Source organism: Streptomyces sp. NPDC051018 (assembly GCF_044456085.1).
Classification (GTDB): Bacteria; Actinomycetota; Actinomycetes; order Streptomycetales; family Streptomycetaceae; genus Streptomyces.
The window spans coordinates 247,026-273,375 of sequence record NZ_JBITFN010000001.1 but is presented as its reverse complement, the minus strand read 5'-3'; the positions used below and the strand labels follow the sequence as shown (position 1 = coordinate 273,375).

Annotated in this window: 23 protein-coding genes and 1 riboswitch; of the genes, 16 read left to right on the top strand and 7 right to left on the bottom strand. The window is 73.1% G+C overall.

The window, feature by feature from the left end:
* Positions 1-5: 5 nt before the first annotated feature.
* Entirely contained in the window at positions 6-2,432 is a 2,427-nt protein-coding gene (locus ACIBCM_RS01080; protein ID WP_399238768.1) for an acyl-CoA dehydrogenase family protein, read from the bottom strand.
* Positions 2,433-2,699: 267 nt separating this feature from the next.
* Here ACIBCM_RS01080 and ACIBCM_RS01075 point away from each other — a divergent pair, with 267 nt between their 5' ends.
* From ACIBCM_RS01075 to ACIBCM_RS01055, 5 genes are all read left to right on the top strand, one after another.
* Positions 2,700-3,389 (top strand): class I SAM-dependent methyltransferase, encoded by a 690-nt coding sequence (locus ACIBCM_RS01075; RefSeq protein WP_399238766.1) that lies wholly within the window; start codon positions 2,700-2,702, stop codon positions 3,387-3,389.
* Between the two features lie 23 nt (positions 3,390-3,412).
* Positions 3,413-4,450, top strand: a complete 1,038-nt coding sequence (locus ACIBCM_RS01070) for an N-acetylmuramoyl-L-alanine amidase (RefSeq protein WP_399238764.1) — start codon at positions 3,413-3,415, stop codon at positions 4,448-4,450.
* Positions 4,451-4,674: 224 nt separating this feature from the next.
* Entirely contained in the window at positions 4,675-5,511 is an 837-nt protein-coding gene (locus ACIBCM_RS01065) for a hypothetical protein (RefSeq protein ID WP_399238762.1), read from the top strand.
* A 178-nt stretch (positions 5,512-5,689) separates the two neighbouring features.
* Positions 5,690-6,700: an LLM class F420-dependent oxidoreductase gene (locus ACIBCM_RS01060; protein ID WP_399238760.1), complete on the top strand. Its 1,011-nt coding sequence runs from the start codon at positions 5,690-5,692 to the stop codon at positions 6,698-6,700.
* 264 nt (positions 6,701-6,964) lie between these two features.
* Complete coding sequence (locus tag ACIBCM_RS01055; RefSeq protein ID WP_399238758.1) at positions 6,965-7,255, top strand: hypothetical protein; 291 nt, start codon at positions 6,965-6,967, stop codon at positions 7,253-7,255.
* A 35-nt stretch (positions 7,256-7,290) separates the two neighbouring features.
* Here ACIBCM_RS01055 and ACIBCM_RS01050 read toward each other — a convergent pair whose 3' ends face one another.
* From ACIBCM_RS01050 to ACIBCM_RS01040, 3 genes are all read right to left on the bottom strand, one after another.
* On the bottom strand, positions 7,291-8,370 hold the full coding sequence (locus ACIBCM_RS01050) for a prenyltransferase (RefSeq protein ID WP_399238756.1): 1,080 nt from the start codon (positions 8,368-8,370) through the stop codon (positions 7,291-7,293).
* A complete protein-coding gene (locus tag ACIBCM_RS01045) occupies positions 8,367-9,098 on the bottom strand; it encodes a class I SAM-dependent methyltransferase (RefSeq protein WP_399238754.1) in 732 nt (243 codons plus the stop codon). The genes ACIBCM_RS01050 and ACIBCM_RS01045 overlap by 4 nt, the downstream gene beginning before the upstream one ends.
* Before the next feature lie 164 nt (positions 9,099-9,262).
* A complete protein-coding gene (locus ACIBCM_RS01040) occupies positions 9,263-10,588 on the bottom strand; it encodes a glycosyltransferase family 4 protein (protein ID WP_399238752.1) in 1,326 nt (441 codons plus the stop codon).
* Positions 10,589-10,818: 230 nt separating this feature from the next.
* Between ACIBCM_RS01040 and ACIBCM_RS01035 the strand changes: the two genes are divergently transcribed.
* The gene (locus ACIBCM_RS01035; RefSeq protein ID WP_399238750.1) at positions 10,819-11,472 is read left to right on the top strand and encodes a TetR family transcriptional regulator; all 654 of its coding nucleotides are present in this window, start codon (positions 10,819-10,821) and stop codon (positions 11,470-11,472) included.
* A 341-nt stretch (positions 11,473-11,813) separates the two neighbouring features.
* Here the strand turns inward: ACIBCM_RS01035 and ACIBCM_RS01030 are convergent, their stop codons facing one another.
* On the bottom strand, positions 11,814-12,047 hold the full coding sequence (locus ACIBCM_RS01030; RefSeq protein ID WP_399238748.1) for a ferredoxin: 234 nt from the start codon (positions 12,045-12,047) through the stop codon (positions 11,814-11,816).
* Positions 12,047-13,507 carry an aldehyde dehydrogenase gene (locus tag ACIBCM_RS01025; protein WP_399238746.1) on the bottom strand — a complete coding sequence of 487 codons (1,461 nt, stop codon included), beginning with the start codon at positions 13,505-13,507 and terminating at the stop codon, positions 12,047-12,049. The genes ACIBCM_RS01030 and ACIBCM_RS01025 overlap by 1 nt, the downstream gene beginning before the upstream one ends.
* A gap of 198 nt (positions 13,508-13,705) precedes the next feature.
* Between ACIBCM_RS01025 and ACIBCM_RS01020 the strand changes: the two genes are divergently transcribed.
* From ACIBCM_RS01020 to ACIBCM_RS00975, 10 genes are all read left to right on the top strand, one after another.
* Positions 13,706-14,131 (top strand): hypothetical protein, encoded by a 426-nt coding sequence (locus ACIBCM_RS01020; protein WP_399238744.1) that lies wholly within the window; start codon positions 13,706-13,708, stop codon positions 14,129-14,131.
* Between the two features lie 204 nt (positions 14,132-14,335).
* A complete protein-coding gene (locus ACIBCM_RS01015; protein WP_399238742.1) occupies positions 14,336-15,370 on the top strand; it encodes an MBL fold metallo-hydrolase in 1,035 nt (344 codons plus the stop codon).
* A gap of 1,348 nt (positions 15,371-16,718) precedes the next feature.
* A riboswitch (cobalamin riboswitch) is annotated at positions 16,719-16,844 on the top strand.
* A 108-nt stretch (positions 16,845-16,952) separates the two neighbouring features.
* Positions 16,953-18,203 carry a prenyltransferase/squalene oxidase repeat-containing protein gene (locus ACIBCM_RS01010; RefSeq protein WP_399238740.1) on the top strand — a complete coding sequence of 417 codons (1,251 nt, stop codon included), beginning with the start codon at positions 16,953-16,955 and terminating at the stop codon, positions 18,201-18,203.
* A gap of 251 nt (positions 18,204-18,454) precedes the next feature.
* On the top strand, positions 18,455-19,141 hold the full coding sequence (locus tag ACIBCM_RS01005) for an SCO2322 family protein (RefSeq protein ID WP_399239783.1): 687 nt from the start codon (positions 18,455-18,457) through the stop codon (positions 19,139-19,141).
* Positions 19,138-20,442 carry an energy-coupling factor transporter transmembrane component T gene (locus ACIBCM_RS01000; RefSeq protein ID WP_399238739.1) on the top strand — a complete coding sequence of 435 codons (1,305 nt, stop codon included), beginning with the start codon at positions 19,138-19,140 and terminating at the stop codon, positions 20,440-20,442. The genes ACIBCM_RS01005 and ACIBCM_RS01000 overlap by 4 nt, the downstream gene beginning before the upstream one ends.
* The gene (locus ACIBCM_RS00995; RefSeq protein ID WP_399238737.1) at positions 20,439-22,067 is read left to right on the top strand and encodes an ABC transporter ATP-binding protein; all 1,629 of its coding nucleotides are present in this window, start codon (positions 20,439-20,441) and stop codon (positions 22,065-22,067) included. The genes ACIBCM_RS01000 and ACIBCM_RS00995 overlap by 4 nt, the downstream gene beginning before the upstream one ends.
* Positions 22,068-22,258: 191 nt before the next feature.
* Positions 22,259-23,095 (top strand): ECF transporter S component, encoded by an 837-nt coding sequence (locus ACIBCM_RS00990; protein ID WP_399239781.1) that lies wholly within the window; start codon positions 22,259-22,261, stop codon positions 23,093-23,095.
* 130 nt (positions 23,096-23,225) lie between these two features.
* The gene (locus ACIBCM_RS00985) at positions 23,226-23,975 is read left to right on the top strand and encodes a hypothetical protein (RefSeq protein WP_399238735.1); all 750 of its coding nucleotides are present in this window, start codon (positions 23,226-23,228) and stop codon (positions 23,973-23,975) included.
* Positions 23,975-24,124: a hypothetical protein gene (locus ACIBCM_RS00980; RefSeq protein WP_399238733.1), complete on the top strand. Its 150-nt coding sequence runs from the start codon at positions 23,975-23,977 to the stop codon at positions 24,122-24,124. Before ACIBCM_RS00985 ends, ACIBCM_RS00980 begins: the two co-directional genes overlap by 1 nt.
* A 127-nt stretch (positions 24,125-24,251) precedes the next feature.
* On the top strand, positions 24,252-24,755 hold the full coding sequence (locus ACIBCM_RS00975) for a CPCC family cysteine-rich protein (RefSeq protein WP_399238731.1): 504 nt from the start codon (positions 24,252-24,254) through the stop codon (positions 24,753-24,755).
* Between the two features lie 283 nt (positions 24,756-25,038).
* Here ACIBCM_RS00975 and ACIBCM_RS00970 read toward each other — a convergent pair whose 3' ends face one another.
* A complete protein-coding gene (locus tag ACIBCM_RS00970; RefSeq protein WP_399238729.1) occupies positions 25,039-26,208 on the bottom strand; it encodes a steroid 3-ketoacyl-CoA thiolase in 1,170 nt (389 codons plus the stop codon).
* Between the last annotated feature and the right edge of the window lie 142 nt (positions 26,209-26,350).

The window sequence follows — 26,350 nt, the reverse complement described above, 5'->3', positions numbered from 1 at the left end:
CCGGGTCAGTCCCGGGGAAGGCCGAGGATGCGCTCGGCGACGACATTGAGCTGGACCTGGGTGGTGCCGCCCGCGATGGTCAGACACCGTGACATCAGCAGCCCCCGGACGGCCCCCTCCCCCGCGCCCTCGCACACCGCGCCCTCGGGGCCGAGGAGTTCGAGGGTGAGTTCGGCGGTCCGCTGCTGGTGGAGGGTCTGGACGAGCTTGCGCACGGAGGCGCCCGCGCCGGGTTCGAGCCCCGACACCTGGAGCATCGTCGTCCGCAGTCCGATACAGCCGAGGGCGTGGGCCTCGGCGGCCAGCGCGCCGATCCGGGCGCGGTACGCGCCGTCCAGGGCGGGCGCCCGTTCGATGAGCGCTTCGAGTCCGGAGTCGAAGGCCATCTGGTCGGCCATGTGGACCCGCTCGTTGCCGAGGGTGTTGCGGGCGACCTTCCAGCCGTCGTGCACCTCTCCGACGACGGCGTCGTGCGGGAGGAGCGCGTCCTCGAAGTACACCTCGTTGAAGAGGGAGTCGCCGGTGATCTCCTTCAGGGGGCGGATGTCGATGCCGTCGGTGTTCTTCATGTCGACGATGAAGTAGGTCAGCCCCTCGTGCCGGGAGGTGCCGGATCCGGTACGGGCGAGCAGGATGCCGTGGTCCGCCCAGAGAGCGGCGCTCGTCCACACCTTCTGGCCGTTGATCCGCCAGCCGTCGGGCGTGTGTTCGGCCCGGGTGCGCAGGGAGGCGAGGTCGGAACCGGCGCCGGGTTCGCTGAAGAGCTGGCACCACAGGAGGTCACCGCGCAGGGTCGGCGGCAGAAAGCGCTCCTTCTGCTCGTCGGTGCCGTACGCGAGGAGTGAGGGGACGACCCAGGTGGCGATGCCGAGGGCGCTGATCGTGACACCGGCGTCGCTCAGTTCCCGTTCGACGGCGAGCTGCTCGACGGGGCCGGCGCCGAGCCCGTACGGTGGCGGGAGATGGGGGGCGGCGAGCCCGGCGGGGGCGAGCGCGCGGCGGGCGTCGGCGGGGCCGAGCCCTCGGGCCGCGGCCACGGCCTCCCGTATCCGCTCACGGAGGGCCGGTGCCCCGGGGGGCGGTTCCATCCGCAGTTCCCGCCGCACCCCCTCGGCGGCGAGGCGTACGGCCCGCAGGCGATGGGTGTCCCCCGGGCCGAGGAGCTGCCGGGCGACCAGGGCGCGGCGCAGCCCGAGATGGGCGTCGTGCTCCCAGGTGAAGCCGATGCCGCCGAGGATCTGGATGCAGTCCTTCGCACAGCCGTAGGCGGTGTCCAGGGCGGTTCCGGCGGCGAGGGCGGCGACGAGGGAGAAGGCGCGTGAGGGGTCCCCGTCCCCCGGCCCGGCTCCGGGGGACGTATACGGAAGGCGCCCCGCCTGGGGGGTCTGGTCGGCGCCCGGGGTCGGGTTGGCGTGTGCGCCTGGGGCGCGGTCGGCGCCTGCGGTGGGGTCGGCGTGCCGGTCGGGGGTGGCGTGTGGTGTGCGGCCGGTGAGCCGGCCGGGGCCGGTGTCCGGGGCCCGGTCGGCGCCCGCGGTGGGGCCGGTGTGCCGGCCGGATGCGGTGGAGGCCGCCCGACTGCCCTCCACGGCCCCCGCCGCCCTGGCCGCGTCCCAGGTGAGGGCGCGTGCCTGCTCCAGCCGGATCAGCATCTCCGCGCACAGATGCTTGACCGCCTGGAACCGGCCGATGGGACGCCCGAACTGCTCCCGGACCTTGGCGTGGGACACCGCTGTCTCCAGGGCGCGGGCCGCCACCCCGCACGCCTCGGCCGCGAGGACCACGGACGCCAGGTCCCGTACGAGGGGAGTGCCGATCGCCAGGACGCGGGCGGGCGGCACGGCGACACCGTGGGCGGTGACCTCGGCGGTCGGACGGGTGGGGTCCGCGCTCTCCTGGGCGCGGACGGCGAGGGCGTCCGCGTCGACGGCCGCCCACACCGTGCCGTCCGCGGACTCCGCGGCGAGCAGCAGCAGATCGGCCTGCGCGCCCGCCAGTACGGGAGGGGCAGTGCCGTCCAGCAGCAGACCGCCGTCCGCGTCCCGTACCGCGGTGAGCGTCCCCGGGCCGAGGGCCACGGACCCGATCCTGCGGCCCTCCGCCAACTCGGCGACCAGGCCGTACCGGCCCGCGCGGCACAGCAGTGCGGCGGCGAGCGCGCTCATCGGGTACGGTCCCGGGAGCCCCGCCCGGCCCGTCTCCTCCAGCACGACGGCCAGATCGAGCAGGGTGCCGCCCCCGCCTCCGTACTCCTCGGGAAGATGGACCCCGAGAAGCCCCTGTCCGGCGGCCCCGTCCCAGTGTCCGGGCCGGCCGAGCCCGGCGGACGGCACATCGAGGAGCTTGCGCACCTCCTCGGGCGGCGCGGCGCGCGCCAGCCAGCCGCGGACGGCGCCGGCCAACTCCCGGTGTTCGTGCGTGATTCCGATGCCCATGAGCCGCAGAGTAGAACACGTTACAATCTGACGGTAGGTCAGATGCCGATGTTTCCGGACCGCCGACCGGTCCCGGGGGACTTCGCCCACCGCCGCGCACACCGGGCCGCTCCCGCGTCGGCCGTCCGCCGGCGGGGTACGGCAACGGCCGGCCGCCGGCAGGAGGGTACGTCCCACGGGCGACCGCCGGCGGGACGGGTACGGCACCATGGGCTGCGGCCGGGCCGCCCCGGCCCTGACGCCCGTACGACCAGGAGGAACCCGCCCATGAGCACCGCGCCCCCACCACAGCCGTCCGGGCGGGTGACCACCGGGCGGGTGGTGCCCGGTCCGGAGGTCCTCGCCGCGTTCGAGGCCGCCAAGGGGTTCATGCCCCTCCGCGAAGGGCTCGCCCTCTACGCCGCCGCGGCCGGGGCGGGCGCGCTGGGGCTGCCGCTGCTGGAGGTGGGGACGTACTGCGGGCGCTCGACGATCCTGCTCGCCGACGCGGCCCGCGCGGCGGGGACGACGGCCGTGACCGTCGACCACCACCGGGGCAGCGAGGAGCAGCAGCCCGGCTGGGAGTACCACGATCCGTCCCTGGTCGATCCCGAGGTCGGCCGGATGGACACCCTGCCGGACTTCCGCCGCACCCTGCACCGGGCCGGGCTCGAGGACCATGTGATCGCCGTCGTCGGCCGGTCCCCGCAGGTGGCGCGGGTGTGGGGGACACCGCTCGGGCTGGTGTTCATCGACGGCGGCCACACCGACGAGCACGCGGGCGGCGACTACGAGGGCTGGGCGCCGCATCTCGCCGACGGCGGGCTGCTGGTGATCCACGATGTGTTCCCGGACCCGGCCGACGGGGGCCGGGCGCCGTACCGCGTCTATCTGCGGGCGCTCGCGTCGGGCGCGTTCACCGAGGTGTCCGCGACGGACTCGCTGCGCGTCCTTCGGCGTACGGCACCGGGAAGCTGACCCTCCGGGCTAGCATCGCGGACGTGTCGTACGACCAGAACCAGCCAGACGACCAGCACCGGTACCACCAGAACGGGGACCACGGCGGACCTCGCGGCGGGCTCCACGACGAGGAACCCGGACGCCCGCGCAGGCGCGGTACCCTCGCCGTCGCGATCGGCGCCCTGGTGCCGAGCGCCCTGGTCGGCTGGCTGGTCTGGCAGGCGATGGACGGCCCGGACGAGCCGAGTCCGCCGAAGGCGCTTCCCAGCACGGGAGCGGGCGTGGACCCCGAGGGCGGTTCCGCCGGCGGAACCGGCGACCCCGACGACGGCGACGCCAAACCCGGCCCCGCCGCCCCACCGTCCGACGGGCGGTCGTCTTCCCCGTCCGCGGGGAAGGGCCGTCTCTCCGGCAAGGTCGTGGTGATCGACCCGGGACACAATCCCGGTAATTTCCGGCATACGGTCGAGATCAATAAGCTCGTGGACATCGGAACCAACCGCAAGGAATGCGACACAACGGGTACGTCCACCGATGACGGTTACACCGAGGCCGCATTCACCCGCGATGTATCCGAACGTCTGCGCAAGCTGCTCGAAAAAGAGGGCGCGACGGTCGAATTCACCCATGACGGCGATCGTGCGTTCGGCCCCTGTATCGACGAGCGGGCGCGTATCGGCAACAACGCGCGCGCCGACGCCGTCGTCTCCGTGCACGCCGACGGCTCGGCCAAGGGCAACCGGGGATTCCACGTGATCCTGCCCGGCCTGGTCCGTCAGGGCTCCGCCGACACATCGGCCATCGTCGACCCCTCCCGTGACCTGGGCGAAAGCATCGCGAAGGCGTTCAGCCGCACCACCGGGACCGCGCCGTCCAACTATGTCGGAGGCGGCACCGGGCTCGACGTACGCAAGGATCTGGGCGGACTCAATCTGTCCACCGTGCCCAAAGTGTTCATCGAATGCGGCAATATGCGTGACCCGGCGGACGCCGCCCTCCTGACGAACTCGGGCTGGCGGCAGAGCGCGGCCCGGGGAATCGCCAGAGGTGTCCGCGCCCATCTTCTGGGGCAGGGATGACAGGATCCCGATCCGAGCCCGGCCGGGTTCCCTCCGGACCCCGTTCGGGCCTCCGAACAGAGGGAACTCCCGATACCGGGCAGACGATCGGTTCGGGCAGACGATAGATTCACCCCTACGCCGGGGAGTCACCCCCGAAGTCCGCGCCGCGCGCACCGCTCGCACGGCGGCAGCGACGACCGCCCCGATGAGACGACCCGAGACGACCGACGAAGGATTTTTACGTGAACATCCGCTCCCTCACTCGAGGCGATGGCGTGGTGATCGGAGCAGCGGTGTTGCTGTTCATCGCCTCGTTCCTCGACACGTTCGACTGCTCCGGAAGCGGCTGCGACAACGTGCCGAACGCCTGGGACAACGGGTCCCTGCTTCTGGGTGTCTACCTCGGCGGAATCATCGCCGCCGCACTGATCGCGCTGTCACATCTGCTGCCGCAGGCGCCGAAGGTCCTGGGTGTCGAGCTGGGCCACATCGGCCTCGTCGCCGCGGTCTTCACCGCGTGGTCCGCGCTCGGAGCGATCTTCGACCCCGGGGGGTCGCTGAACGCCGAGGGCTTCAGCCCGGACTCCGGTACCGGCCTCATCCTCGGATTCATCGCCGCGCTGCTGCTCGCGGCGGGCGCGGTCTGCGGCCAGCTCGTGCCCGCGTTCAAGGCTCCGCTCGTCGGGGCCCCGCGCCCCGCCTCCCCCTCCCCGGCCCCCTACCCGGGCGGCCAGCAGCAGGGCGGTTACGGCTACCCGGGCGGCGGTCAGCAGCAGCCCCCGTTCGGCGGAGGGCAGCCCCCCCAGCAGCAGTTCGGCGGACAGCAGCCGGGCCAGCCCGGTCCGGCCGCCCCGAGTGCGGGCGCGCCCGGCGGGGCCCCGGACTTCTCGCCGTTCTGGTTCGCCGTGCCGGTGGCCCGCCCGCTGTACGGCGAGGACGGCTCGTCCGCCCCGATCGCCGAACTCGCGCCCGGCACCTGGTACCTGGCGGTCGAGCAGCGCGGCTCCGGTCTGATCGCCCAGACGCAGGACGGCCGCCGGGGCGTGCTCCAGGACACCTCGGGCATCCAGCGCGGCTGACGACGGCTGACGGCACACGCACACCTCCCCGTACGGACAGCCGTGCGACGTCCTTCCGGGGAAGACGCACCTTTCCGGCGAACGGCCCCTCTCCCTTCCGGGCGAGGGGCCGTTCGTCTACCCTGCCGACACCATGATCTGACACATCATCAGATCTTGTTGGAGGAGAGGCGGCTGCATGCGACTGGGACTCGCTCTCGGCTACTGGGGCCGCGGTCCCTCCCCCGGCCACCTCGAACTCGCCCAGGAGGCCGAGCGGCTCGGCTACGACTCGGTGTGGACGTCCGAGGCCTGGGGTTCCGACGCCTTCACCCCGCTGACCTGGATCGCCGCCGGCACCTCGCGGATCCGGCTCGGCACGGCCGTGGCGCAGATGGCCGCTCGCACCCCCACCGCCACCGCGATGCACGCGCTGACGCTGGACCATCTCTCGGGCGGGCGCATGATGCTGGGCCTCGGGCTCTCGGGACCACAGGTGGTGGAGGGCTGGTACGGCCGCCCGTTCCCCGCCTCCCCGCTCACCGCGACCCGTGAGTACGTCGAGGTCATCCGCCAGGTCCTGCGGCGCGAAGGGCCCGTCGAACTGACCGGCCGCTTCCACTCCCATCCGTACGCGGGCGAGGACGCGACCGGCCTCGGCAAACCGCTCAAACCCATCACCCACCCGCTGCGGGCCCATCTGCCGCTGCTCCTCGGGGCGGAGGGCCCGAAGAACATCGCGCAGACGACCCGGATCGCCGACGGCTGGCTCCCGCTGTACTGGTCCCCGCTGCGCACCGACGTCTACCGGGCGTCGCTGACGGAACTGGGGGACGGCTTTCTGATCGCCCCGCTGGTGCGGGCGCAGCTCTGTGACGACATCGCGGAGGGCCTGCTGCGGGTCAAGGCGATGCTCGGCTTCTACATCGGGGGGATGGGGCACTCGGCGCGCAACTTCCACGCGGATCTGATGGCCCGGATGGGGTACGAGGGTCAGGCCCGGCACATTCAGGGGCTGTTCGCCGAGGGCCGCCGGGAGGAGGCCGTGCTCGCCGTGCCGGACGCCTTCGCCGACGAGATCTCGCTGGTCGGACCGCGCGAACGGATAGCCGAGCGGCTGGAGTCGTGGCGCGCGGGCCCGGTCACCGATCTGCTGGTGACCTCGCCGGACCGTCCGACGCTGCGGGTGCTGGCGGAACTGGCGCTGTAGGGGCGGGGGTTGGGGGCCGGCCGGGCTCCCGGTGTGCCGGCGGCCGGGCCGTCGGGACACCGGCGGCCGGCCCCCGTCACCCTTCGGCCGGCACCCCGCCACCCGGTCGGTCCACGCGCTCTCCGTTGTCTCGTCCCCGACCGCTCCCCACCGCGCGCCAAGCCCCCGGCCGGTCCACCCGCCACTGGCACACCGTCCCCGGCCGCGCCAAACCCTCCGAATCCGCGGAGGTTTCACACGGGCAGGAGCGGCAACCCGCCGGACATGAGTCCTCGTAGAAGCGGAATGCATCGGGCCGCGACCGTCATCGCGATCGTCGCGGATGTCATGGCCGTGATCATCGGCCTGTGGATTCTCATGTATCTGCTGGACGCCAACCGGGCCAACGACCTGGTCTCCTTCGTCCAGGACGTCGCTCGCTGGCTGGCGGGCTGGTCGTACGACCTGTTCACCTTCGACGAGGCGTGGGCGCGCGTCGTCGCCGGGTACGGTCTCGCCGCCGTGGTCTATCTCTTCGTCGGCCACGCCGTGGCGGGCCGGCTGCGCCGCCACTGACCGACCGGTTCCGGCCCCCAGGACCGCGGTGGGCGTCAGCCCCGGGCCTGCGCGCAGCAGTCGGGCGCGAGTCCGCGTGGCAGCCGCTCACCGCCGAAGACGGCGGTGGTCGCCTCGTCCCCCCCGAGCGCGGCCACCGCCAGCAGCAGCGATCCGGCCGTCCAGGTGGTCAGTTCCTCGGGCCACATTGCCCGGTCGTCGTAGACGTACCCCGTCCAGTACATCCCGCCGTCGGCACGCAGATGCCCGAGGGACTGGAGGATCTCCAGCGCCCGGTCGGACTCGCCCATCACCCAGAGGGCCAGGGCGAGTTCACAGCTCTCGCCGCCGGTGACCCAGGGGTTGGGCAGGACACACCGCACACCCAGCCCCGGTACGACGAACTCGTCCCAGCGCTCCGCGATCCTGGAGGTGGCCGCCGCCCCGGTCACCGCGCCGCCCAGCACCGGGTAGTACCAGTCCATGGAGTAGTGGCTCTTGTCGAGAAAGCGCTCGGGGTGGCCGGCGACGGCGTGCGCGAGCGCGCCCGCGGCCAGCTCCCAGTCCGGCTGGGGCTCCTCCCGCTCGTCGGCGAGCGCGAGGGCGCACCGCAGCGCGTGGTGGATCGACGAACTCCCGGTCAGCAGCGCGTCGTTCACGGCCCGACCGTCGGCCTCGCGCTTCCAGCCGATCTGGCCGCCCGGCTGCTGGAGCCGCAGCACGAACGCGATCGCCGCGCGGACGACGGGCCACATCCGGTCGAGGAACGGCTCGTCGCCGGTGGCCACGTAGTGGTGCCAGACCCCGACGGCCACATAGGCGACGAAGTTCGTCTCCCGGCCGAGGTCGGTGGGCCGCAGCGCGTCACCGTCGTCGTAGGCCGCGTACCAGGACCCGTCGTCGTTCTGGTGGCGCCGCAGCCAGGCGTACGCGCGGGCCGCGGCCTCGTGCTCACCGGCCGCGTCCAGCGCCATCGCCGCCTCGGTGTGGTCCCAGGGGTCGAGATGGTGGCCGCGGAACCACGGGATCGCGCCGTCGTCGCGCTGGGCCGCCAGGATCCCCGCCACGGTCTCGGCGGCCTGATCGGCCGTCAGCACCCCCGGCAGGACGAGGTGTTCGGTCCGGGGGGTCGTCACGCCCGGGCCCGGGGCAGCTGCGGCTTGGTCGCGTACGCCACGAAACTCTTGCCGATCAGCGGGTTGAGCACCTGCTCCGCCAGCCGGGTGGCCAGGGGCTTCTTCATGATGTCCCAGACCAGGAGCCGCTGGTACGCCTTCACCGGGAGGGCCTGGTCGTTGTCCACGCCGAAGGCGCATTTGAGCCACCAGTAGGGGCTGTGCAGACCATGGGCGTGATGGGTTCCGTACGGCACGAGCCCCGCCTCCTCGATCCTGCCCAGCAGCTCGTCGGCCCTGTAGATACGGATGTGCCCGCCCTCGACCTCGTGGTAGGCGTCGCTGAGCGCCCAGCAGACCTTCTCGGGGCCGTACCGGGGGACGGTGATCGCGATCCGGCCGCCGGGCCGCAGGACGCGCACCATCTCGGCGAGTACGCCCTTGTCGTCGTGGATGTGCTCCATGACCTCGGAGATGATCACGACATCGAAGGAGGCGTCGGGGAAGGGGAGGTTGAGCGCGTCGCCCTCCATCGCGGCGGCGGTCGCTCCCTCGGGGGCCTCGCCCGCCTCCCTCATGGCGGCGAACCACTTGGCGACCTCGCGGATCTCCGCGCCGTCGCGGTCGAGCGCCACGACCTGCGCGCCGCGCCGGTAGCACTCGAACGCATGCCGTCCGGCGCCGCATCCGAGGTCCAGGACACGGTCGCCCGCGGCGAGCGGGAATCGGGAGAAGTCGACGGTCAGCACGCGGTCCTGCCTTCACGGTCGAGTCGAGGGGTGGTACGGGTGGCGGTCCCGTGGTGTACGCGATCACCGCGTGTGCGCACTCCGCGGTCGTTCCCGCGGGGCCGGTCCGGGGCGGGGTGCGCGGCACGGGCACGGGGGCGAGCGTCGGCGGACCCGGGCGGCCGTCACCGGGCTGCCCCGGCGACGGCCGCCCGGTACAGCTCCACCGTCCCCTGCGCCGCCTTCGCCCAGGTGAACCGGTCCAGTACGCGCTGCCGCCCCGCCGCCCCCAGCCGCGCTCTGAGCTCCGGGTCGCCGAGCAGCCGTCCGATCGCCGACGCCAGCGCGCCCGCGTCGCCGGGCGGCACGGCCAGACAGGTCTCCCCGTCGGCGCCCGTGACCTCGGGGATCGCTCCCCCGGTGGTGGCGACCAGCGGGGTGCCCGTGGCCATCGCCTCCGCCGCGGGCAGCGAGAACCCCTCGTACAGCGAGGGCACACACGCGACTTGGGCGCCGCGCACCAGGTCGACCAGCTCCTCGTCCGCCACGCCCTTGACGAACTCGACCGCGCCCCCCAGCCCGTAACGCTCGATCAGCCGGGCGACCGGCCCGTCCTCGGCGCGCTTGCCGACGACGACGAGATGCGCCCCGGGATACTCGGTACGGATCTTGGCGAGCGCCTCCACGAGATGGACCAGCCCCTTGAGGGGCACATCGGCGCTGGAGGTGGTGACGATCCTCCCGGGCACCTCGGCGACCGCCGGATCCGGCGAGAAGAGGCCGGTGTCGGCGCCGATGTGGACCACATGAACGAGCTCGGGCCGTACGCCCAGATGCTCCACGATCTCCCGCCGGGAGGAGCCGGAGACCGTCAGGACGGACGGGAGGCGCTGCGCCACGCGCTTCTGCATCCGGGTGAAGCCGTACCAGCGGCGTACGGAGGCCCGCCGGCGCCGGGTCCCGGCCGCGTCCAGCTCCAGCCGCCGGTCCACCGTGATGGGGTGGTGGATGGTGGTGACCAGCGGCGCGCCGAGGTCTCCCAGCAGCCCGTACCCGAGCGTCTGGTTGTCGTGGACGACGTCGAACCGGCCCCGCCGCGCTGCCAGATGACGGCGCGCCCGCAGCGAGAAGGTCAGCGGTTCGGGAAAGCCGCCCGTCCACATCGTGGCGACCTCGACGGCGTCGATCCAGTCGCGGTACTCGCTCCGGGCGGGCGTACGGAAGGGGTCGGGGCTGCGGTACAGATCGAGGCTCGACAGCTCGGTCAGCGGCACGCCCTCGTCGAGTACGGGGTAGGGCTGGGCGCCGATGACCTCGACGCTGTGGCCGAGCCGGGCCAGCTCGCGCGAGAGATGGCGGACGTAGACTCCCTGGCCGCCGCAGAACGGATTGCCCTTGTAGGTCAGGAGGGCGATACGCAGCGGACGGCCGTCGTCGCCGGATGGTCCGCTGCCGGAGCGCGAGCCCGTACGACCCCCCTGAGGGCCGGCCTCGATGGCCTCAGCGGTCACTCACGGCCCCCTTCTCAACTGCGTTTTCGCCGGAGCGTAACCGCTCGCGCTAATCTAGAACAAGTTTCAGACTTCATCGTTCAAGAGGCTTCGAATCTACCGGCTGGTAGCGCGGCCGTAAGGGCCGGATCAGGTGATTCGCGCCACGACGGCCCCCCTGCCATGCTGTGCGGTCGGCAGAAGTACGGAGCAGCGGTACGAGGACGGAGCGCAGCAGTGGAACGGGAGCCATGACAGCGGAAGCCAAGCCCTCCGGACCAGGGTCGTCACCGCCCCTGACGGAACGCCAGGAGGCCCGCCGACGGCGCATTCTGCACGCCAGCGCGCAGTTGGCCGGCCGGGGCGGCTTCGACGCGGTGCAGATGCGTGAGGTCGCCGAGGCCGCCGGTGTCGCCCTCGGGACCCTGTACCGGTACTTCCCGTCCAAGATCCACCTCCTGGTCGCCACCATGCAGGACCAGCTCCAGCACATGCACACCACCCTCCGCAAACGGCCCCCGGGCGGGGAGAGCGCCGCGGACCGGGTCGCCGAGACGCTGATGCGGGCGTTCCGCGCGCTCCAGCGCGAGCCGCATCTCGCGGACGCGATGGTCCGCGCGCTGACCTTCGCCGACCGCAGCGTCAGCCCCGAGGTGGACACGGTCTCCCGGCAGACCACGGCGATCATCCTGGACGCCATGGGCCAGGAGAACCCGACGCCCGAACAGCTCTCGGCGGTCCGGGTGATCGAGCACACCTGGCACTCCGCCCTGATCACCTGGCTCTCCGGCCGGGCGTCGATCGCCCAGGTGAAGATCGACATCGAGACGGTCTGCCGGCTGATCGATCTGACCTCCCCGGACCCCCGCCCCGCGCGCCCGCGCTCCGGCCCCACCGCCTCCTGAGGACCCGGGCCCGCGGCCGCGGCGCCGGAGGAGGCGGCTCCCGGGTGCGCCGCCGGGCCCGGGGGTTCGGGGCGGCGGCCCCGGCGGCCGGACCTTCGGCGGGCGGCGTCCCGGGTGGGCCGCCGCACCTCGTGTACGGACGACTTCTCCGAATGACCGGGTTATCGTCCGCCCCGCGTACCGCCCGACCCGAGTACTCTCCGATACCGGCGTATCGTCCGACCCGCTTGCTCTCCGACCGGTGTACCCTCCGACCCGCGTATCGTCCGACCGGAGCACCCCGGACAGTCGCGCCCTCGCGCGGCCGTCCGCCGGACAATGCCCCGACCCGCGCCCGGCGTTCACTCCTCCGGCGGGAACACCGGCTCCCCGCTCCCCAGCAGCGTGAGCGTGATCGCCTCCACGGGACAGTTCTCCGCCGCCGCCAGCACCACCTCGCTCGCGTCCGCCTCGGGATCCAGGGGCCTCGACTGGCGGGCCGAGTCCAGCCGGAACCCGCCCGGCGCGTGCCCGACACACATACCGGAGCCGATACAGAGCCCCCGGTCGACCTCGATCAGCCAGCGGTCCCCCATCAGTTGCCTCCGTATCCGGCGGGCAGATGGATCATCTTGTGCTCCAGATACTCCCCGTACCCCTCGGGCCCGAACTCCCGCCCGACACCGGAGTTCTTGTAGCCGCCGAACGGTCCGAGCATGTCCAGGCTGAACGTGTTGACGTTGTACGTCCCCGTCCTGACACGGCGCGCGAAGTCGATGCCGTGCTCCACGTCCCCGGTCCAGACGCTGCCGCTGAGCCCGTACTCGGAGTCGTTCGCGATCCTCGCGGCCTCGCGCTCGTCCCCGTAGGGCAGCAGACAGATCACCGGCCCGAAGATCTCCTCACGGGCGATGCGCATCGAGTTGTCGACATCCCCGAAGAGCGTCGGCTCGACGTACCAGCCCTGCTCCAGGCCGTCCGGGCGACCGCCGCCGGCGAGAACCTTGGCGCCCTCCTCCTGCCCGATCGCGATGTAGTCGAACGAGCGCTGCTGCTGGCGCCGGGCGACCAGCGGGCCGACCTGGGTGGCCGCGTCCAGCGGGTCGCCGACCACCAGCGCGGAGGCCGCAGCCGCCAGGGCCTCCGCGATCTCGTCGTACCGGCCGCGGGGGGCGAGGATCCTCGTCTGGGCCACACACGCCTGACCGTTGTTCATCCAGGCCGCGGGCACGATCCCGGCGATCGTGGTCTCCAGGTCCGCGTCCGGCAGGATCACCGCGGCCGACTTGCCGCCCAGCTCCAGGGTGACCCGGGTGAGATGGCGGGAGGCGACCTCCATGACCCGCCTGCCCGCCGCGACCGAGCCCGTGAACGACACCTTGTCCACATCCGGGTGCCCGACCAGATACTCGCTGACCTCGCGTCCGGCGGGCAGGATCGACAGCACCCCCTCCGGCAGCCCCGCCTCCCGCGCCATATCGGCGAGAAGACAGGCGTCGAGAGGTGTCTCCGGCGACGGTTTGAGGACCACCGTGCAGCCTGCGAGCAGCGCGGGTCCGAGCTTGGCGGCGGCCGTGAACTGGGGCACGTTCCACGGCACCACGGCCGCGACCACACCGACCGGCTCCCGCCGCACGAGGATCGGCCCGAGCACCCCCGCCCGCCGCTCCTCGTGCGCGAAGCCCCGGGCGACCGTGATGGCCGAGTCCCACACCATCATCGCGCCGAGCGCCTGCGCCAGCACGCTCCACGAGTACGGGGAGCCGTTCTGCGCGCTGATCGAGCGGGCCAGCTCCTCGTGCCGTACCGCGATCGCGTCCTTGATCCTGCCGACCACCTCGATGCGCTCGTCGAGCGTCATCCGAGGCCAGGGCCCCTCGTCGAAGGCCGTGCGCGCGGCGGCCACCGCGCGGTCCACATCGGCCCGGGAGGCGCCCGGGACCCGTCCTATGACCTGCTCGGTGTGGGGCGACACGACCTCGATGGTCTCGGTGCCGAGAGGGTCGCCCCACTCCCCGCCGATGAACAGCTTTCCGTGTTCCACAACCTCGGTCATGGCTGGTGCCTCCTGCGCCGGGCCGTACCTGACACTGCCTCAGAACTGATACCAGTTCTAGTTGAACTAAGCCAGGCCCCGGCACCGAACAGCCCCCGGATGCCCCGCCCGTACGCGCCCTCCGTTCCGCCGGGTCCACTTCTCCGGCCCCCGGCACCGGCCCTGGCGACCCACACCCGCCTCTGACATGGTGAAAAGATGACAACAGAGGGTCAGACCCCCGGCACAACAGGCAAAGAGGCGGAAGTCATCCAGCTCCTCCTGGAGGAGTACCGGGCATTGCGCGCCGAGATCACGCAGCGCGTGACCGAACGCGTGCAGATCGTCGCAGCCGCCGGCGTGGGCGCCGTGATCCTCACCGCCGCGGGCGGATTCTCCTTCGGCAAACCGCACCTGTACGCGGCCTTCGGCGTGGTGCTCTTCGCGCTGGCATGGAGCCGGAAGGGGGCTCGCGACATGGCGGAGCTGGGCCGGCATGTGCGCGGACTGGAAATTCGTATCAACGCCCTTGCGGCGGAGGCATACGGCGTGGGAGACGTCCTGTCCTGGGAGCTTACGTCGGAGCGGCTTCGCCGGCGCCGTACGTCGATAGGCCCGATCGACTCGGGTGGCTCGTATCTGTAGGCCGGTGCTCCCGGAGGTGGCCGTCCGGGCCGCCGAAGACGTTCGACGACGGCCTGCGGCGACCGCTTCCGAGCCGGCCGGAGCGCCCCCCTCGGGTATCCCGTCTCCGCATCTGACAGTTCATCAGTTCTCGTTATAGTGAGCACTGCCGTGTTGTCACGAGTCAGCGGGGCGACCGGCCGAACGAGAAGAGAGGAGGGCGTCATGACGCAGGTGACCGACCACGGCGGAGGCGTCTGGTCCATCAAGGTGCCGATCCCGGACAACCCCCTCGGCCACACCCTCGTCCATCTCCTCGACACCGACCGGGGGCCGGTCCTCGTCGACACCGGCTGGGACGACCCCACGTCCTGGTCCACCCTCACCGACGGGCTCGGCACCCTCGGGGTGTCCGTCGCCGACATCCACGGAGTGGTCATCACCCACCACCACCCCGATCACCACGGGCTCTCCGGCCAGGTCCGTGAGGCGTCCGGCGCGTGGATCGCGATGCACGCCGCCGATACGGACGTCGTACGCCGCACCCGGGCGTCCGAACCCGCCGTCTGGCTGGACTTTCTGGCCGAGAAACTCAGCCGCGCGGGCGCACCCGAGGAGCACACGGCTCCCTTGCTGGAGGCGCGTGCCTCGGGGCGGATGCGGACGCTGCCCGGGCTGCGCGCGGCCCTGCCCGACCGGGAGATCGTCCCCGGGGAACTGCTCGGCCTGGCGGGGCGCCGGCTCCGCGCGATCTGGACGCCGGGGCACACGCCCGGCCATGTGTGCCTGCATCTGGAGGAGGACCACCCCGCGAAGCTGCCCGGCCGCGGCAGGCTCTTCTCCGGCGACCATCTGCTGCCGGGGATCAGTCCGCACATCGGCCTCTACGAGGACCCCGCCGACGAGAGCGCCGCCGACCCCCTCGGCGACTATCTCGACTCCCTCGAACGCATCGGCCGCCTCGGTGCGGCGGAGGTGCTGCCCGCGCACCAGTACGCGTTCACCACGGCCGGGGAACGGGTCCGCGAGTTGCTGCGGCACCATCAGGAACGCCTCGACGGCCTGCTCGCCCTCCTGGCGGAGCCCCTCACGCCCTGGCAGCTCGCCGAGCGCATGGAGTGGAACCGCCCCTGGGAACTGATCCCCTACGACTCCCGCAATATCGCCGTCTCCGAGGCCGAGGCCCATATCCGCAGGCTGGTGAAACTGGGTTTGGCCGAGGCGCTTCAGGGGCGCCCGACGAGGTTTGTGGCCGTGTGAACGAAGCCGGCCACCTGGCGGGGCGGACGGGGCCTTGGCCCGCGGGCGCGGGTGGGCCCGGGTGGGCCCGGGGGCGGGTGAGCGTGCCGGTCCGGCGCGCGAGTGAGCGTGCTGATCCGTGAGCCCGGTCCGGCGCGCGAGTGAGCGTGCTGATCCGTGAGCCCGGTCCGGCGCGCGAGTGAGCGTGCTGATTCGTGAGCCCGGTCCGGCGCGCGAGTGAGCGTGCTGATTCGTGAGCCCGGTCCGGCGCTTCCGGGTCCTGCCCTGGGGGCGGGCGGGCCGGCCGCCCAGGGCCGCCGGGTGGCGCGGGCGGCGCCCGGCGGAACCCGTGCCGTCCGGGGTCCGGGGTTGCTTGCGGGGCTCTGCCCCGGACCCCGCGCCTCAATCGCCGGCGGGGCTGGTTTGTGCTGGCCCGGCGTTTGACGAGGGGTCCCGGGGCGGGTGCTTCCAGCCCGTCCGGCGGGGCTGGATTGTGCCGGGCCGGTGGTCGACGAAGGGACCTCGGGGCAGGTGCTTCCAACCCGCCCAGCAGCCGGATTGTGCCGGGCCCGGTGTTCGGCGAAGGGCCTCGGGCCGCGTGCTTCCCAACCGTCCAGCCCGGCTGGATTGTGCCAGCCCGGCCTTCGGCGAAGAGGCCTCGGGCCGCGTGTTTCCAGCTAGTCCGGCGGGGCTGGATTGTGCCGGGCCCGGCTTTTGACGAGGGGTCCCGGGGTGGGTGTTTCCAGCCTTTCCATCGCGGCTGCATTGTGCCGGGCCCGGCTTTTGACGAAGAGCCTCGGGCCGCGTGCTTCCCAACCGTCCAGCCCGGCTGGATTGTGCCAGCCCGGCCTTCGGCGAAGAGGCCCCAGGGCAGGTGCTTTGAGCGCGGCTGCATGGTGCCAGCCGGGTGTTCGACAAGAGGCCTCGGGCCGCGTGCTTCGCACCCGTCCAGCGGGGCTGGATTGTGCCGGCCCCGGTGGTCGACGAGGGATCTCGGGGTGGGTGCTTCCAGCCCGTCCAGCGAGGCTGGCTTGTGCCAGCCGGGTGTTCGACGAGGGGTCCCGGGGCGGGTGCTTCCCACCCCTCTGGCCCGACTGGATTGTGCCAGCCCGGCCTTCGACGAGGGGTCCCGGGGTGGGTGCTTCCAGCCCGTCCAGCCCGGCTGCATGGTGCCGGGCCCGGTGGTTGAGGACGGTCCCGGGGTTGGGGCCGGGTCGGTGTGCCCGGTGTGAGCCCCCGGAACTTGCGCGAAGGGAGCGGCCCAGCGCACAGGTCCCGGGCGTCCGAGGCCGGAGGAGCCCGGAACCGGCCGCTGGTGTGGGTGGGAGAGCCTGGCGGAACGCGCCCTCACCCACGGAAACACCGGCCGGTAGAGTGAGCGGGTCGTTTCACACCTGTACAGGGGGAAGCCGGTGCGAATCCGGCGCTGACCCGCAGCCGTGAGCCGCCCACCCGGCGGCGAGTCGGAATGCCCTGGACGGGGACGTGACCGGCTCGTGCCACCGGCAGCCGCCGGTGACCGGCACCGTCGAGGAATACGGTCCGGAGCCCTGGCGCCTGACCGTGCCCGTGCCCGGCCACCGCAGGGAAGGCACCGCCCGTCATGACCACCGCCCGCCGCCGCGCCGCCGTGCTCGCCGCATCCGCCGTGCTGACCGCGGCCGTCCTCCCCGCGTCCGTACCGGCCGCCTTCGCGGCGACGAGCCCCCCGCCGCCGGCCGCCACGCCGTCGGGTCTGTACGGGACGAGCGACCCGGCGTACGACGGCGTCTGGCGCCAGTCCCTGGCCCTGCTCGCGCAGGACACGGTCGGTGTGCTGCCCGCCGTGAAGGCGGTGGACTGGCTGGTCGGCCAGCAGTGCGACAGCGGCGCGTTCCCCTCGTACCGCGCGGACGTGACCGGTCCCTGCGACGCCAAGCTGCCGCTTGACTCCAATGCCACGGCCGCCGCGGTGCAGGCCCTCGCCGCGCTCGGCGGGCAGGACCCGGCGGTGAAGAAGTCGGTGGCCTGGCTGAAGTCCGTACAGAACACGGACGGCGGCTGGGGCTACAACCCGGGCGGGGCCAGCGACGCGAACTCCACCTCCGTCGTGATCGGCGCGCTCGCCGCGGCGGGCGAGAAGCCGGACGCCGTCGTGTCGAAGGGCGGGAAGTCGCCGTACGACGCCCTGCTGACCTTCGCGCGGCCCTGTGGCGGCAAGGACGGCGGCGCGTTCGTCTTCCAGCCGAAGCAGCCCGGTGTCGTCGCCGACTCCACCGCCGCCGCGGTGATCGGCGCGCACGGGAAGGGCCTGGTGGTGACGGCGGGCGCGAAGGACGCGGGTGGCGCCGCCTGCAAGCCCGCGACCACGGTCGAGGGCGCCGCCCACAACGGCGGCGCCTATCTCACGAGCGCCCTCGCCGCGACCGGCCATCTCAACGCGCCGCCGATGCCGGGCGCCGCCGACACCACCGCCAAGCCCGACGTCGGGAACACCGCCGACGCTGTCGTCGCCCTGGCCGCGCAGGGCCTGACCGAGCAGGCCGGCAAGCCCCTCGGCTGGCTGAAGCAGAACGCGGCGGCCTGGGCGAAGGAGTCCGGCCCGGCGGCGTACGCGCAGCTGATCTTCGCGGCCCATGCGACGGGCACGGACCCGAAGGACTTCGGCGGCACCGATCTGGTGGCGGCCCTGGGCGCGACGGGCCCGGCCCCGCGGACGGTCGTGACGGACACGGCACGGGAGAAGGAGCAGCGGGAGCAGGACGGGAAGAAGGACGACTCCGGGGTCGGTGTCTGGTGGATCGTCGGCGCGTTCTTCGCGGCGAGCGTCGGCGCGGGCATCCTGCTCAGCGGCCGCCGCAAGTCCCAGCCGTGACCCGCGCCCGGCGGTACGCACGGCTGCTTCCCCGGGCCGTGACCCGCGCCCGGCGGCGTACGCGGCTGCTCGCCCAGGCCCTGCCCCGCACCCGGCGGCACCCGCGACCGCTCCCCCGCACCCCCCGGCACTCACGCCCGCTCCCTCTGGGCCCGGCCCGCTCCCCGCGTCGCGCGCCGCTGCTCCCCCACGCCCCGGCCCGCACCCGGCGGCACCCGCGACCGCTCCCCCGCAGCCCCCGGTACTCACGTCTGCTCCCCCTGCTGCTCGTCCTCGGGGTCGGGCTGACCGTGCTGGGCGCGGGCCCGGCGCAGGCCGCGGGCTACCGCTACTGGTCGTTCTGGCAGGCCGACGGCACGACCTGGCGTTACGCCACCGAGGGCCCGGCCGTGGCCCGCCCGGCGGACGGTTCGGTGAACGGCTTCCGGTTCGCCGTCAGCGAGGACAGCTCCGACTCGGCCCGGCCCCGTACCGCCCCGGACTTCGGCGCGATCTGCGACGGTACGCCCCCGAAGGCCGGTCAGAAGCGCGTCGCCCTGGTCATCGACCCCGGCACCGCCGCCGACGCCCCCGCCGGGGAGACTCCGCCCGCGGCGCGGGGCGCCTGCGCCCGGGTCCCCGAGGACGCGACGACCGCCGAGGCCCTGGCGCTGGTGGCCAAGCCGCTGCGCTACAACAACGAGGCGCTGCTGTGCGCGATCACCGGCTATCCCGTGTCGGGCTGCGGCGAACAGGTCTCGGGCCCGCGCCCCACCGCCACCGACGCGCCCGGCCCGCTCACCACCACCGCGAGGAGCTCCGGCTCCGACGGCTCCGGCGCAAGTTCGGACGGCGCGGACGACGGCGGCCCGTCGGTGGGTGTCGTCGCGGGTGCCGCGGTGCTCCTCTCCCTGGGCGCGGCCACCGTCTGGCAGTCCCGCCGCCGCCGCGACCGATGACATCCCGTTCCGCTCCGGGCCCGGACCCTGCGCTCCCGCCTCCCGGGACAGCCGGGCGGCAGCGCCCCGCTCCCCCGCCCGGAGAGCCCGGACAGCCGGGCCGTCCGCCGGTCCCGGCCGACGCCCCCGCGCCCGGAGAGCCCGCGCCCCGCCGCGCCACAGGGCGGCCCCCGCGCGCCCGCTCGCGGTTCCGGGCGCCCGAGGCTGACCGCTCCAACGCCCTCCACGCGGGCGCCTGGTGGCTGTGGGCCCTCGGGCTGGCCGTCGCCGCGTCCCGGACGACCAATCCCCTCCTTCTCGGCCTGATCGTCGGCGTCGCCGGATATGTGGTGGCGGCCCGCCGGACCGACGCGCCCTGGGCCCGTTCGTACACCGCTTTCGTGAAGCTCGGGCTGATCGTCCTCGCCGTGCGCGCGCTGTTCGCGATGGTGCTCGGCTCGCCGATCCCCGGTACGCATCTGCTCTTCGACCTTCCCGAGGTCCCCCTCCCCGACTGGGCCAAGGGCATCAGGATCGGCGGGAGGGTCTACGCGGAGCAGGTGGTCTTCGCCCTGTACGAGGGCGCGAAGCTCGCCGCGCTGCTCATCTGCGTCGGCGCGGCCAACGCCCTCGCCAACCCGGCCCGGCTCCTGAAGTCCCTGCCCGGGGCGCTGTACGAGGCCGGGGTCGCCGTCGTCGTCGCGATGACCTTCGCGCCGAACATGGTCGCCGATGTGGCCCGGCTGCGGACCGCCCGCCGGCTGCGCGGCCGGTCCACGGGCGGGATCAGGGCGATCGCGCAGATCGGACTGCCGGTGCTGGAGGGCGCGCTGGAGCGCTCGGTCGCCGTCGCCGCGTCGATGGACGCCCGCGGCTACGGCCGCAGCGCCGAGGTCCCGCCCGCCGTACGGCACACCACGACCGCGCTCACCCTCGGCGGGCTGCTCGGGGTGTGCGCCGGTTCGTACGCCCTGCTGGCCTCCGAGGGCGCCGGGTACGGGGTGCCGGTCCTCGCCGCCGGACTCGCCGCGGCTCTCGCGGGGCTGCGGCTGGGCGGGCGCCGCACCGTGCGCACCCGGTACCGCCCGGACCGCTTCGGCCCGCGTTCCTGGCTGGTCGCCGGGTCCGGTGCGGCGGTCGCCGCGCTGATGATCCGGGCGGGCGCTCATGACCCCACCGCCCTCGCCCCCGGGGTCGTACCGCTGACCGCTCCCGAGCTGCCCCTGTGGCCCGCGCTCTCGGTCCTCGTCGGGCTGCTCCCGGCGTTCGTCGCGCCCCTGCCGCCACCCCGTGCCGCCGGCCCTTCCAAGGAGGCCCCGTGATCCGCTTCGAGAACGTGTCGGTCACCTATGACCGGTCCGGCGGTGCGCGGACCGGTGCGGGCGCCCGCCCGACGGTCCGGGGAGTCGACCTCACCGTCCCCGAGGGAGAACTGGTGCTGCTGGTGGGCCCGTCGGGAGTCGGCAAGTCGACTCTGCTCGGTACCGTCTCCGGACTCGTGCCGCACTTCACCGGCGGCACCCTGCGGGGGCGGGTGACGGTCGACGGCCGGGACACCAGGACCCACAAGCCCCGTGAACTCGCCGATGTGGTCGGCACGGTGGGCCAGGACCCCCTCGCCCACTTCGTCACCGACACGGTCGAGGACGAACTCGCCTACGGCATGGAGTCGCTGGGCCTCGCACCGGCGGTGATGCGCCGACGCGTGGAGGAGACGCTCGATCTGCTGGGGATGGCGGAGCTGCGCGACCGGCCCATCGCGACCCTGTCCGGCGGTCAGCAGCAGCGGGTCGCGATCGGCTCGGTGCTCACCACGCACCCCAAGGTGCTCGTCCTCGACGAGCCCACGTCCGCCCTGGACCCGGGCGCGGCCGAGGAGGTACTGGCCGTCCTGCAACGGCTGGTGCACGATCTCGGTACGACGGTCCTGCTGGCCGAGCACCGGCTGGAGCGGGTCGTCCAGTACGCGGACCAGGTGATCCTGCTGCCCGCCCCCGGTGAGGCCCCCGTGATGGGCGATCCCGCCGGGATCATGGCCCTCTCCCCCGTACACCCGCCGGTGGTGGCGCTGGGACGGCTGGCCGGCTGGGATCCGCTGCCGCTGTCGGTACGGGACGCCCGGCGGCGGGCCTCCGGCCTGCGCGAACGGCTGCCCGAGCCGCCCGTCCCGCCCGTCCCGCCCGCCCGGCCGGCCGGGGATCCGCTGCTGAGCGTCGACCGGCTCGCGGTCCGGCGGGGGCGGGTCGACGCGCTCCGCGGGATCGGACTGACGGTGGCCGCCGGGGAGACCGTGGCGCTGATGGGCCGTAACGGAGCGGGCAAGTCCACCCTGCTGTCCGCGGTGGTCGGCATGGTCCGGCCGACCTCCGGCACGGTCTCCGCCGGCGGGCTGACACCCCACCGTGCGCATCCCCGGGAACTGATCCGCCAGGTCGGTCTCGTACCGCAGGAGCCACGGGATCTGCTGTTCGCGGACACCGTGGCCGCCGAGTGCGCCGCGGCCGACGCTGACGCGGGGGCCGAACCCGGTTCCTGCCGGGCCCTGGTCGGCGAGTTGCTTCCGGGCGTACGGGACGAGACGCATCCCCGCGATCTGTCCGAGGGGCAGCGGCTGGCGCTGGCCCTGGCGATCGTGCTCACCGCCCGGCCCCCGCTGCTGCTGCTCGACGAGCCGACGCGGGGTCTGGACTACGCGGCGAAGGCCCGGCTGGTGGGGGTGCTGAGGGGGCTCGCGGCCGACGGGCACGCCATCGTGCTGGCCACGCACGATGTGGAGCTGGCGGCCGAACTCGCGCACCGGGTGGTGATCCTCGCGGACGGCGAGGTCGTCGCGGACGGTCCGACGCCCGAGGTCGTCATGTCCTCTCCCGCGTTCGCGCCCCAGGTCGCCAAGATCCTCGCGCCCGGGCGCTGGCTGACCGTCGCACAGGTCGGGGACGCGCTGTGAACGGGCCCGGGTCCGGGTCGGCCGAGGAGTCCGGGAAGGTCCCGGCCATCGGGCCCGAGCGAGCGGAAGACTCCGGACGGGCCCCGGCCACCGAGCCCGTGCCGGCGGAAGACCCCGGACGGCTCCCGGCCACCGGGTCCGAGCAGGTCGTCGGAGGCGACGGCCTTCCGTCGGGCGGGGCCGCGCGGCCGATCCGGCTGGGACCGCGTTCCACGGCGGCGCTCGTGCTGGTCACGGCGGTCGGGGTGGTCGCCTTCGGCTGGCCCCTGCTGGCCGCGGAGAACTCCGGCCTCGCCCATTCCGGGGACGCCCCCTGGCTCTTCGCCCTGCTGCTCCCCCTGCTGGTGGCCGTCGTCGTGGCGACGATCGCCGATACCGGGCTGGGCGCCAAACCGGTCGCGATGCTCGGGGTCCTCGCCGCCGTGGGGGCGGCGCTGCGCCCGCTCGGCGCGGGCACCGCCGGGCTGGAGCCCATGTTCTTCCTGATGGTGCTGAGCGGCCGGGTGCTGGGGCCCGGCTTCGGCTTCGTCCTCGGCTCGATCACGATGTTCGCCTCCGCGCTGCTCACGGGCGGGGTCGGTCCGTGGATGCCGTTCCAGATGCTGTCGATGGGCTGGTTCACCATGGGCGCGGGTCTGCTGCCGGGCCCGGAGCGGATGCGGGGCCGGGCGGAGGTGCTGATGCTGACGCTGTACGGCGCGGTCGCGGCCTTCGCGTACGGCACGGTCATGAACCTCCAGGGGTGGACGTACCTGCTCGGCGGCGCGTCCGGGATCTCCTTCCATCCCGGCGACCCGCTGCACGAGAATCTGACCCGTTTCCTGGCGTACGTCGTGGCGACTTCGCTCGGTTGGGACCTCGGCCGGGCGGTGATCACCATCGTCCTGACCGTCACCCTCGGCCCGACCGTACTCAAGGCGCTGCGACGGGCGACCCGGCGGGCCGCGTTCGAGGCACCGGTCGCGTTCGAGGCACCGGGAGCCACCGAACTGAGGAAAGAGGCGCACCGGGACCAGGCGGTCCGCTAAGGGACAGCCCTTGGCAAACCCCTGTCCTGCATACTGGCGGCCGGGCTCAACGCCGGTGACGTTGGCCCGCACTTCACCGGGTGCCGGGGAAGCGAGGGAAGTCACCGGGGAAGAGAGGGAGGACGGCCCGATGGACTACTCCTTCGAGTACCTCCGGGAGCCTTTCAGGGTCACGTTGGTGCGGGACATCTCCTGGGACGGCCCGGAGGGTACGGCCGCCGTCAACAGCCTGGCCGCGCTGGAGGTGCTCGACGGTATGCGGGCGGTCTTCCGGCCCAGTGTGCCGCTGCTCTCCCTGGGCTGCCGCGACCGGGAGACACCGGAGTTCCTGCGGGGCGACGGTCCCCCGGTAGACCTGTTCCACTTCCGGAGAACCGGCGGCCCCGCCTACGACCCGGGCGCGATCGCTTCCGCCGACCGGAGCGGGTTCGCCTCCGGCGCCGCTCCGTGCACCAGCGCCCGGGATACCACGGGAGAGCCCCTGCGCGCCTGGCTGGCCGGGACGCTGTGCCAGACCCCGCCGGACGACAATGCCGTGATCGTCCTCGACCAGTTGGCGTGCTGGTACGGCTCGGCATGGCTCGGTCCCGCCGATCCCGGGCGCCCGCCGCCCCGGGGAATCCTCACCGACGGACTCGACCCGGACCGCACCGAGGTCACGGCCGTCAGCCACGAGGGAGACTTCTGGGTCTCGGGCCCGGCACCCGGCCTCGGCGGACCGCCGCCCCTCTCCCTGACCGTGATGCTGGACGACGAGGCACTGTTCGCGCACATCAAGGCATCGTGGCGCCCCTGGGCGCAGCCGGGCACCCCGCAACACACGAGACTGCTCACCGCCCTGGACCGTCTCGCCCTGAAGGGCTGGCACCGGTCCCTGTGATGGACGTCCTTCGGCAGATCACCGAAGTGGACCGGCCCCTGCGCCTGGGCAACCACGCCCGCCTGCGCGCACTCGTCCGGCTGCACGGGGACGAGATCAGCGTCTTCAGCGCCCACGACCCCTGGGAGCCGGCACGGCATACCGGGTAGGCCCCGAGCCCTCGCCTGCCGCGCCTCCGCTTCACGGCTCCGGGCGGCAGGACCGCGGCGAGGGCCGTGCCGCCCACCGCTCATAAATGGCCTGCCCAGCGCCAATCGGGTGGAATACGATCCTCCGGTGGACAACGCAGACGAAACGATACGTGCCGAACTCGCCGAGCTGGCAGCTCTGGAAGCGGCGGACGCACGGGGAGAACCCCTCCCGGAACCGGTGAACTACGTGGCCCCGCCCCCGGAGGGCTGGTTCCCCTGCCCCTGCTGCGGGCACCAGATGTTCGGCGAGATGGGGCAGTACGAGATCTGCTCCGTCTGCTTCTGGGAGGACGATCTGAGCCAGCTGCGCAAGCCGGAGATGCCCTTCGGGCCCAATGGCGTCTCGCTGGTGGAGGCGCAGCGGAACTACGAGCGGTTCGGCGCCATGGAAGAACGCTTCCGGAGCAAGGTGAGGCCGCCGAAGAGCGACGAACCGCTGGATCCGGGCTGGCGGCCCGTCGACCTCACCCGGGACTCCTTCGAGGGCCCGGGCAGCAATACACCATGGCCCGACGACCTGACGGTGCTCTACTGGTGGCGGCCGACCTTCTGGCGGCGCGACGAACGGCCGGAAGGGTCCACGAGCTGACCGGACTCCCGATCGCCCGGGCACTCCGGCCCCGCACGGCGATCGAGGCGCCCGACCTCCCCGGAGCGGCGATGCTCCGGGGAGGTCGGGCGGCTTCCACCGGCCGGGCGTCCGCACCTCCGGTGGAGCCGACCGACGAGAGAAACCGTTTGAATAGAACGTTCACTACAAACGCTCAGCCCACCCCGCCGCCCGGACCCCCGTCCTTCCTCCGACGGGGATGCGGACGAGACAACCGCCCACGGATGCCCGCCGCGCCCGTCCGGCGCCCCCCTGCACCCCGTTACAGGCGCTGGAGAATCGTCGCCGTCGCCAGCGCCCCGCCCGCGCACATCGTCACCAGGGCGAACTCCTTGTCGAGGCGCTCCAGTTCATGCAGGGCCGTGGTGATCAGCCGCGCCCCGGTGGCTCCGACGGGGTGGCCCAGGGCGATCGCGCCGCCGTTCACATTCACCTTCTCCAGGTCCTGCTCGAAGACCTGCGCCCAGCTCAGCACCACGGAGGCGAACGCCTCGTTGATCTCGACGAGGTCGATGTCCTTGAGGGACATCCCCGCTTTCCCCAGCACCGTCCGGGTCGCGTCGATCGGGCCGTCCAGATGGAAGCGCGGGTCCGCGCCGACCAGGGCCTGGGCGACGATCCGCGCACGGGGCTTGAGCTTCAGCGCCCGGGCCATCCGCTTCGACGCCCACATGATCGCGGCCGCGCCGTCGGAGATCTGCGAGGAGGTGCCCGCGGTGTGCAGGGCGGTCGGCAGTACGGGCTTCAGCCTGCCCAGCGCCTCCATACTGGTGTCCCGGAGCCCCTCGTCCCGGTCGACGAGCCGCCACATGCCCTGGCCCGCCGCCTGCTCGTCCTCCGTCGTCGGGACCTGTACGGCGAAGGTCTCGCGTTTGAAGCGCTCCTCGGCCCAGGCGATCGCGGCCCGCTCCTGGGACAGGAGCCCGAGCGAGTCGACCCGTTCCCGGGACAGCCCGCGATGGCGGGCGATGCGCTCCGCCGCCTCGAACTGGTTGGGCAGATCGACGTTCCACTCGTCGGGGAACGGCTTTCCGGGCCCGTGCTTGGAGCCGCTGCCCAGCGGCACCCGGGACATCGCCTCCACACCGCAGCTGATGCCGATGTCGATGACACCGGCGGAGATCATGTTCGCGACCATGTGCGAGGCTTGCTGCGAGGACCCGCACTGGCAGTCCACCGTGGTCGCGGCCGTCTCGTACGGAAGCCCCACCGCGAGCCAGGCGTTGCGCGCGGGGTTCATGGACTGCTCGCCGGCATGGGTGACCGTACCGCCGACGATCTGTTCGACGCAGTCGGGCTGGATGCCCGTACGGCCCAGCAGTTCACGGTAGGTCTCGCCCAGAAGGTAGGCGGGATGAAGATTGGCGAGCGCGCCCTGGCGCTTGCCGATCGGAGTGCGTACGGCTTCGACGATGACGGGTTCGGCGGCCATGGCTCGTCCTCTCCTCAACTGCGCGGGTGTCCCGGCACCCAGCGCGAGAACTAGTACGCGTTCTAGTTCCACTGCCAGTCTTATGAGAGTTACCTTCGGTACGCAAGGGTCTTGCACGTCCTTACTGCGTGCACGGTGCGCA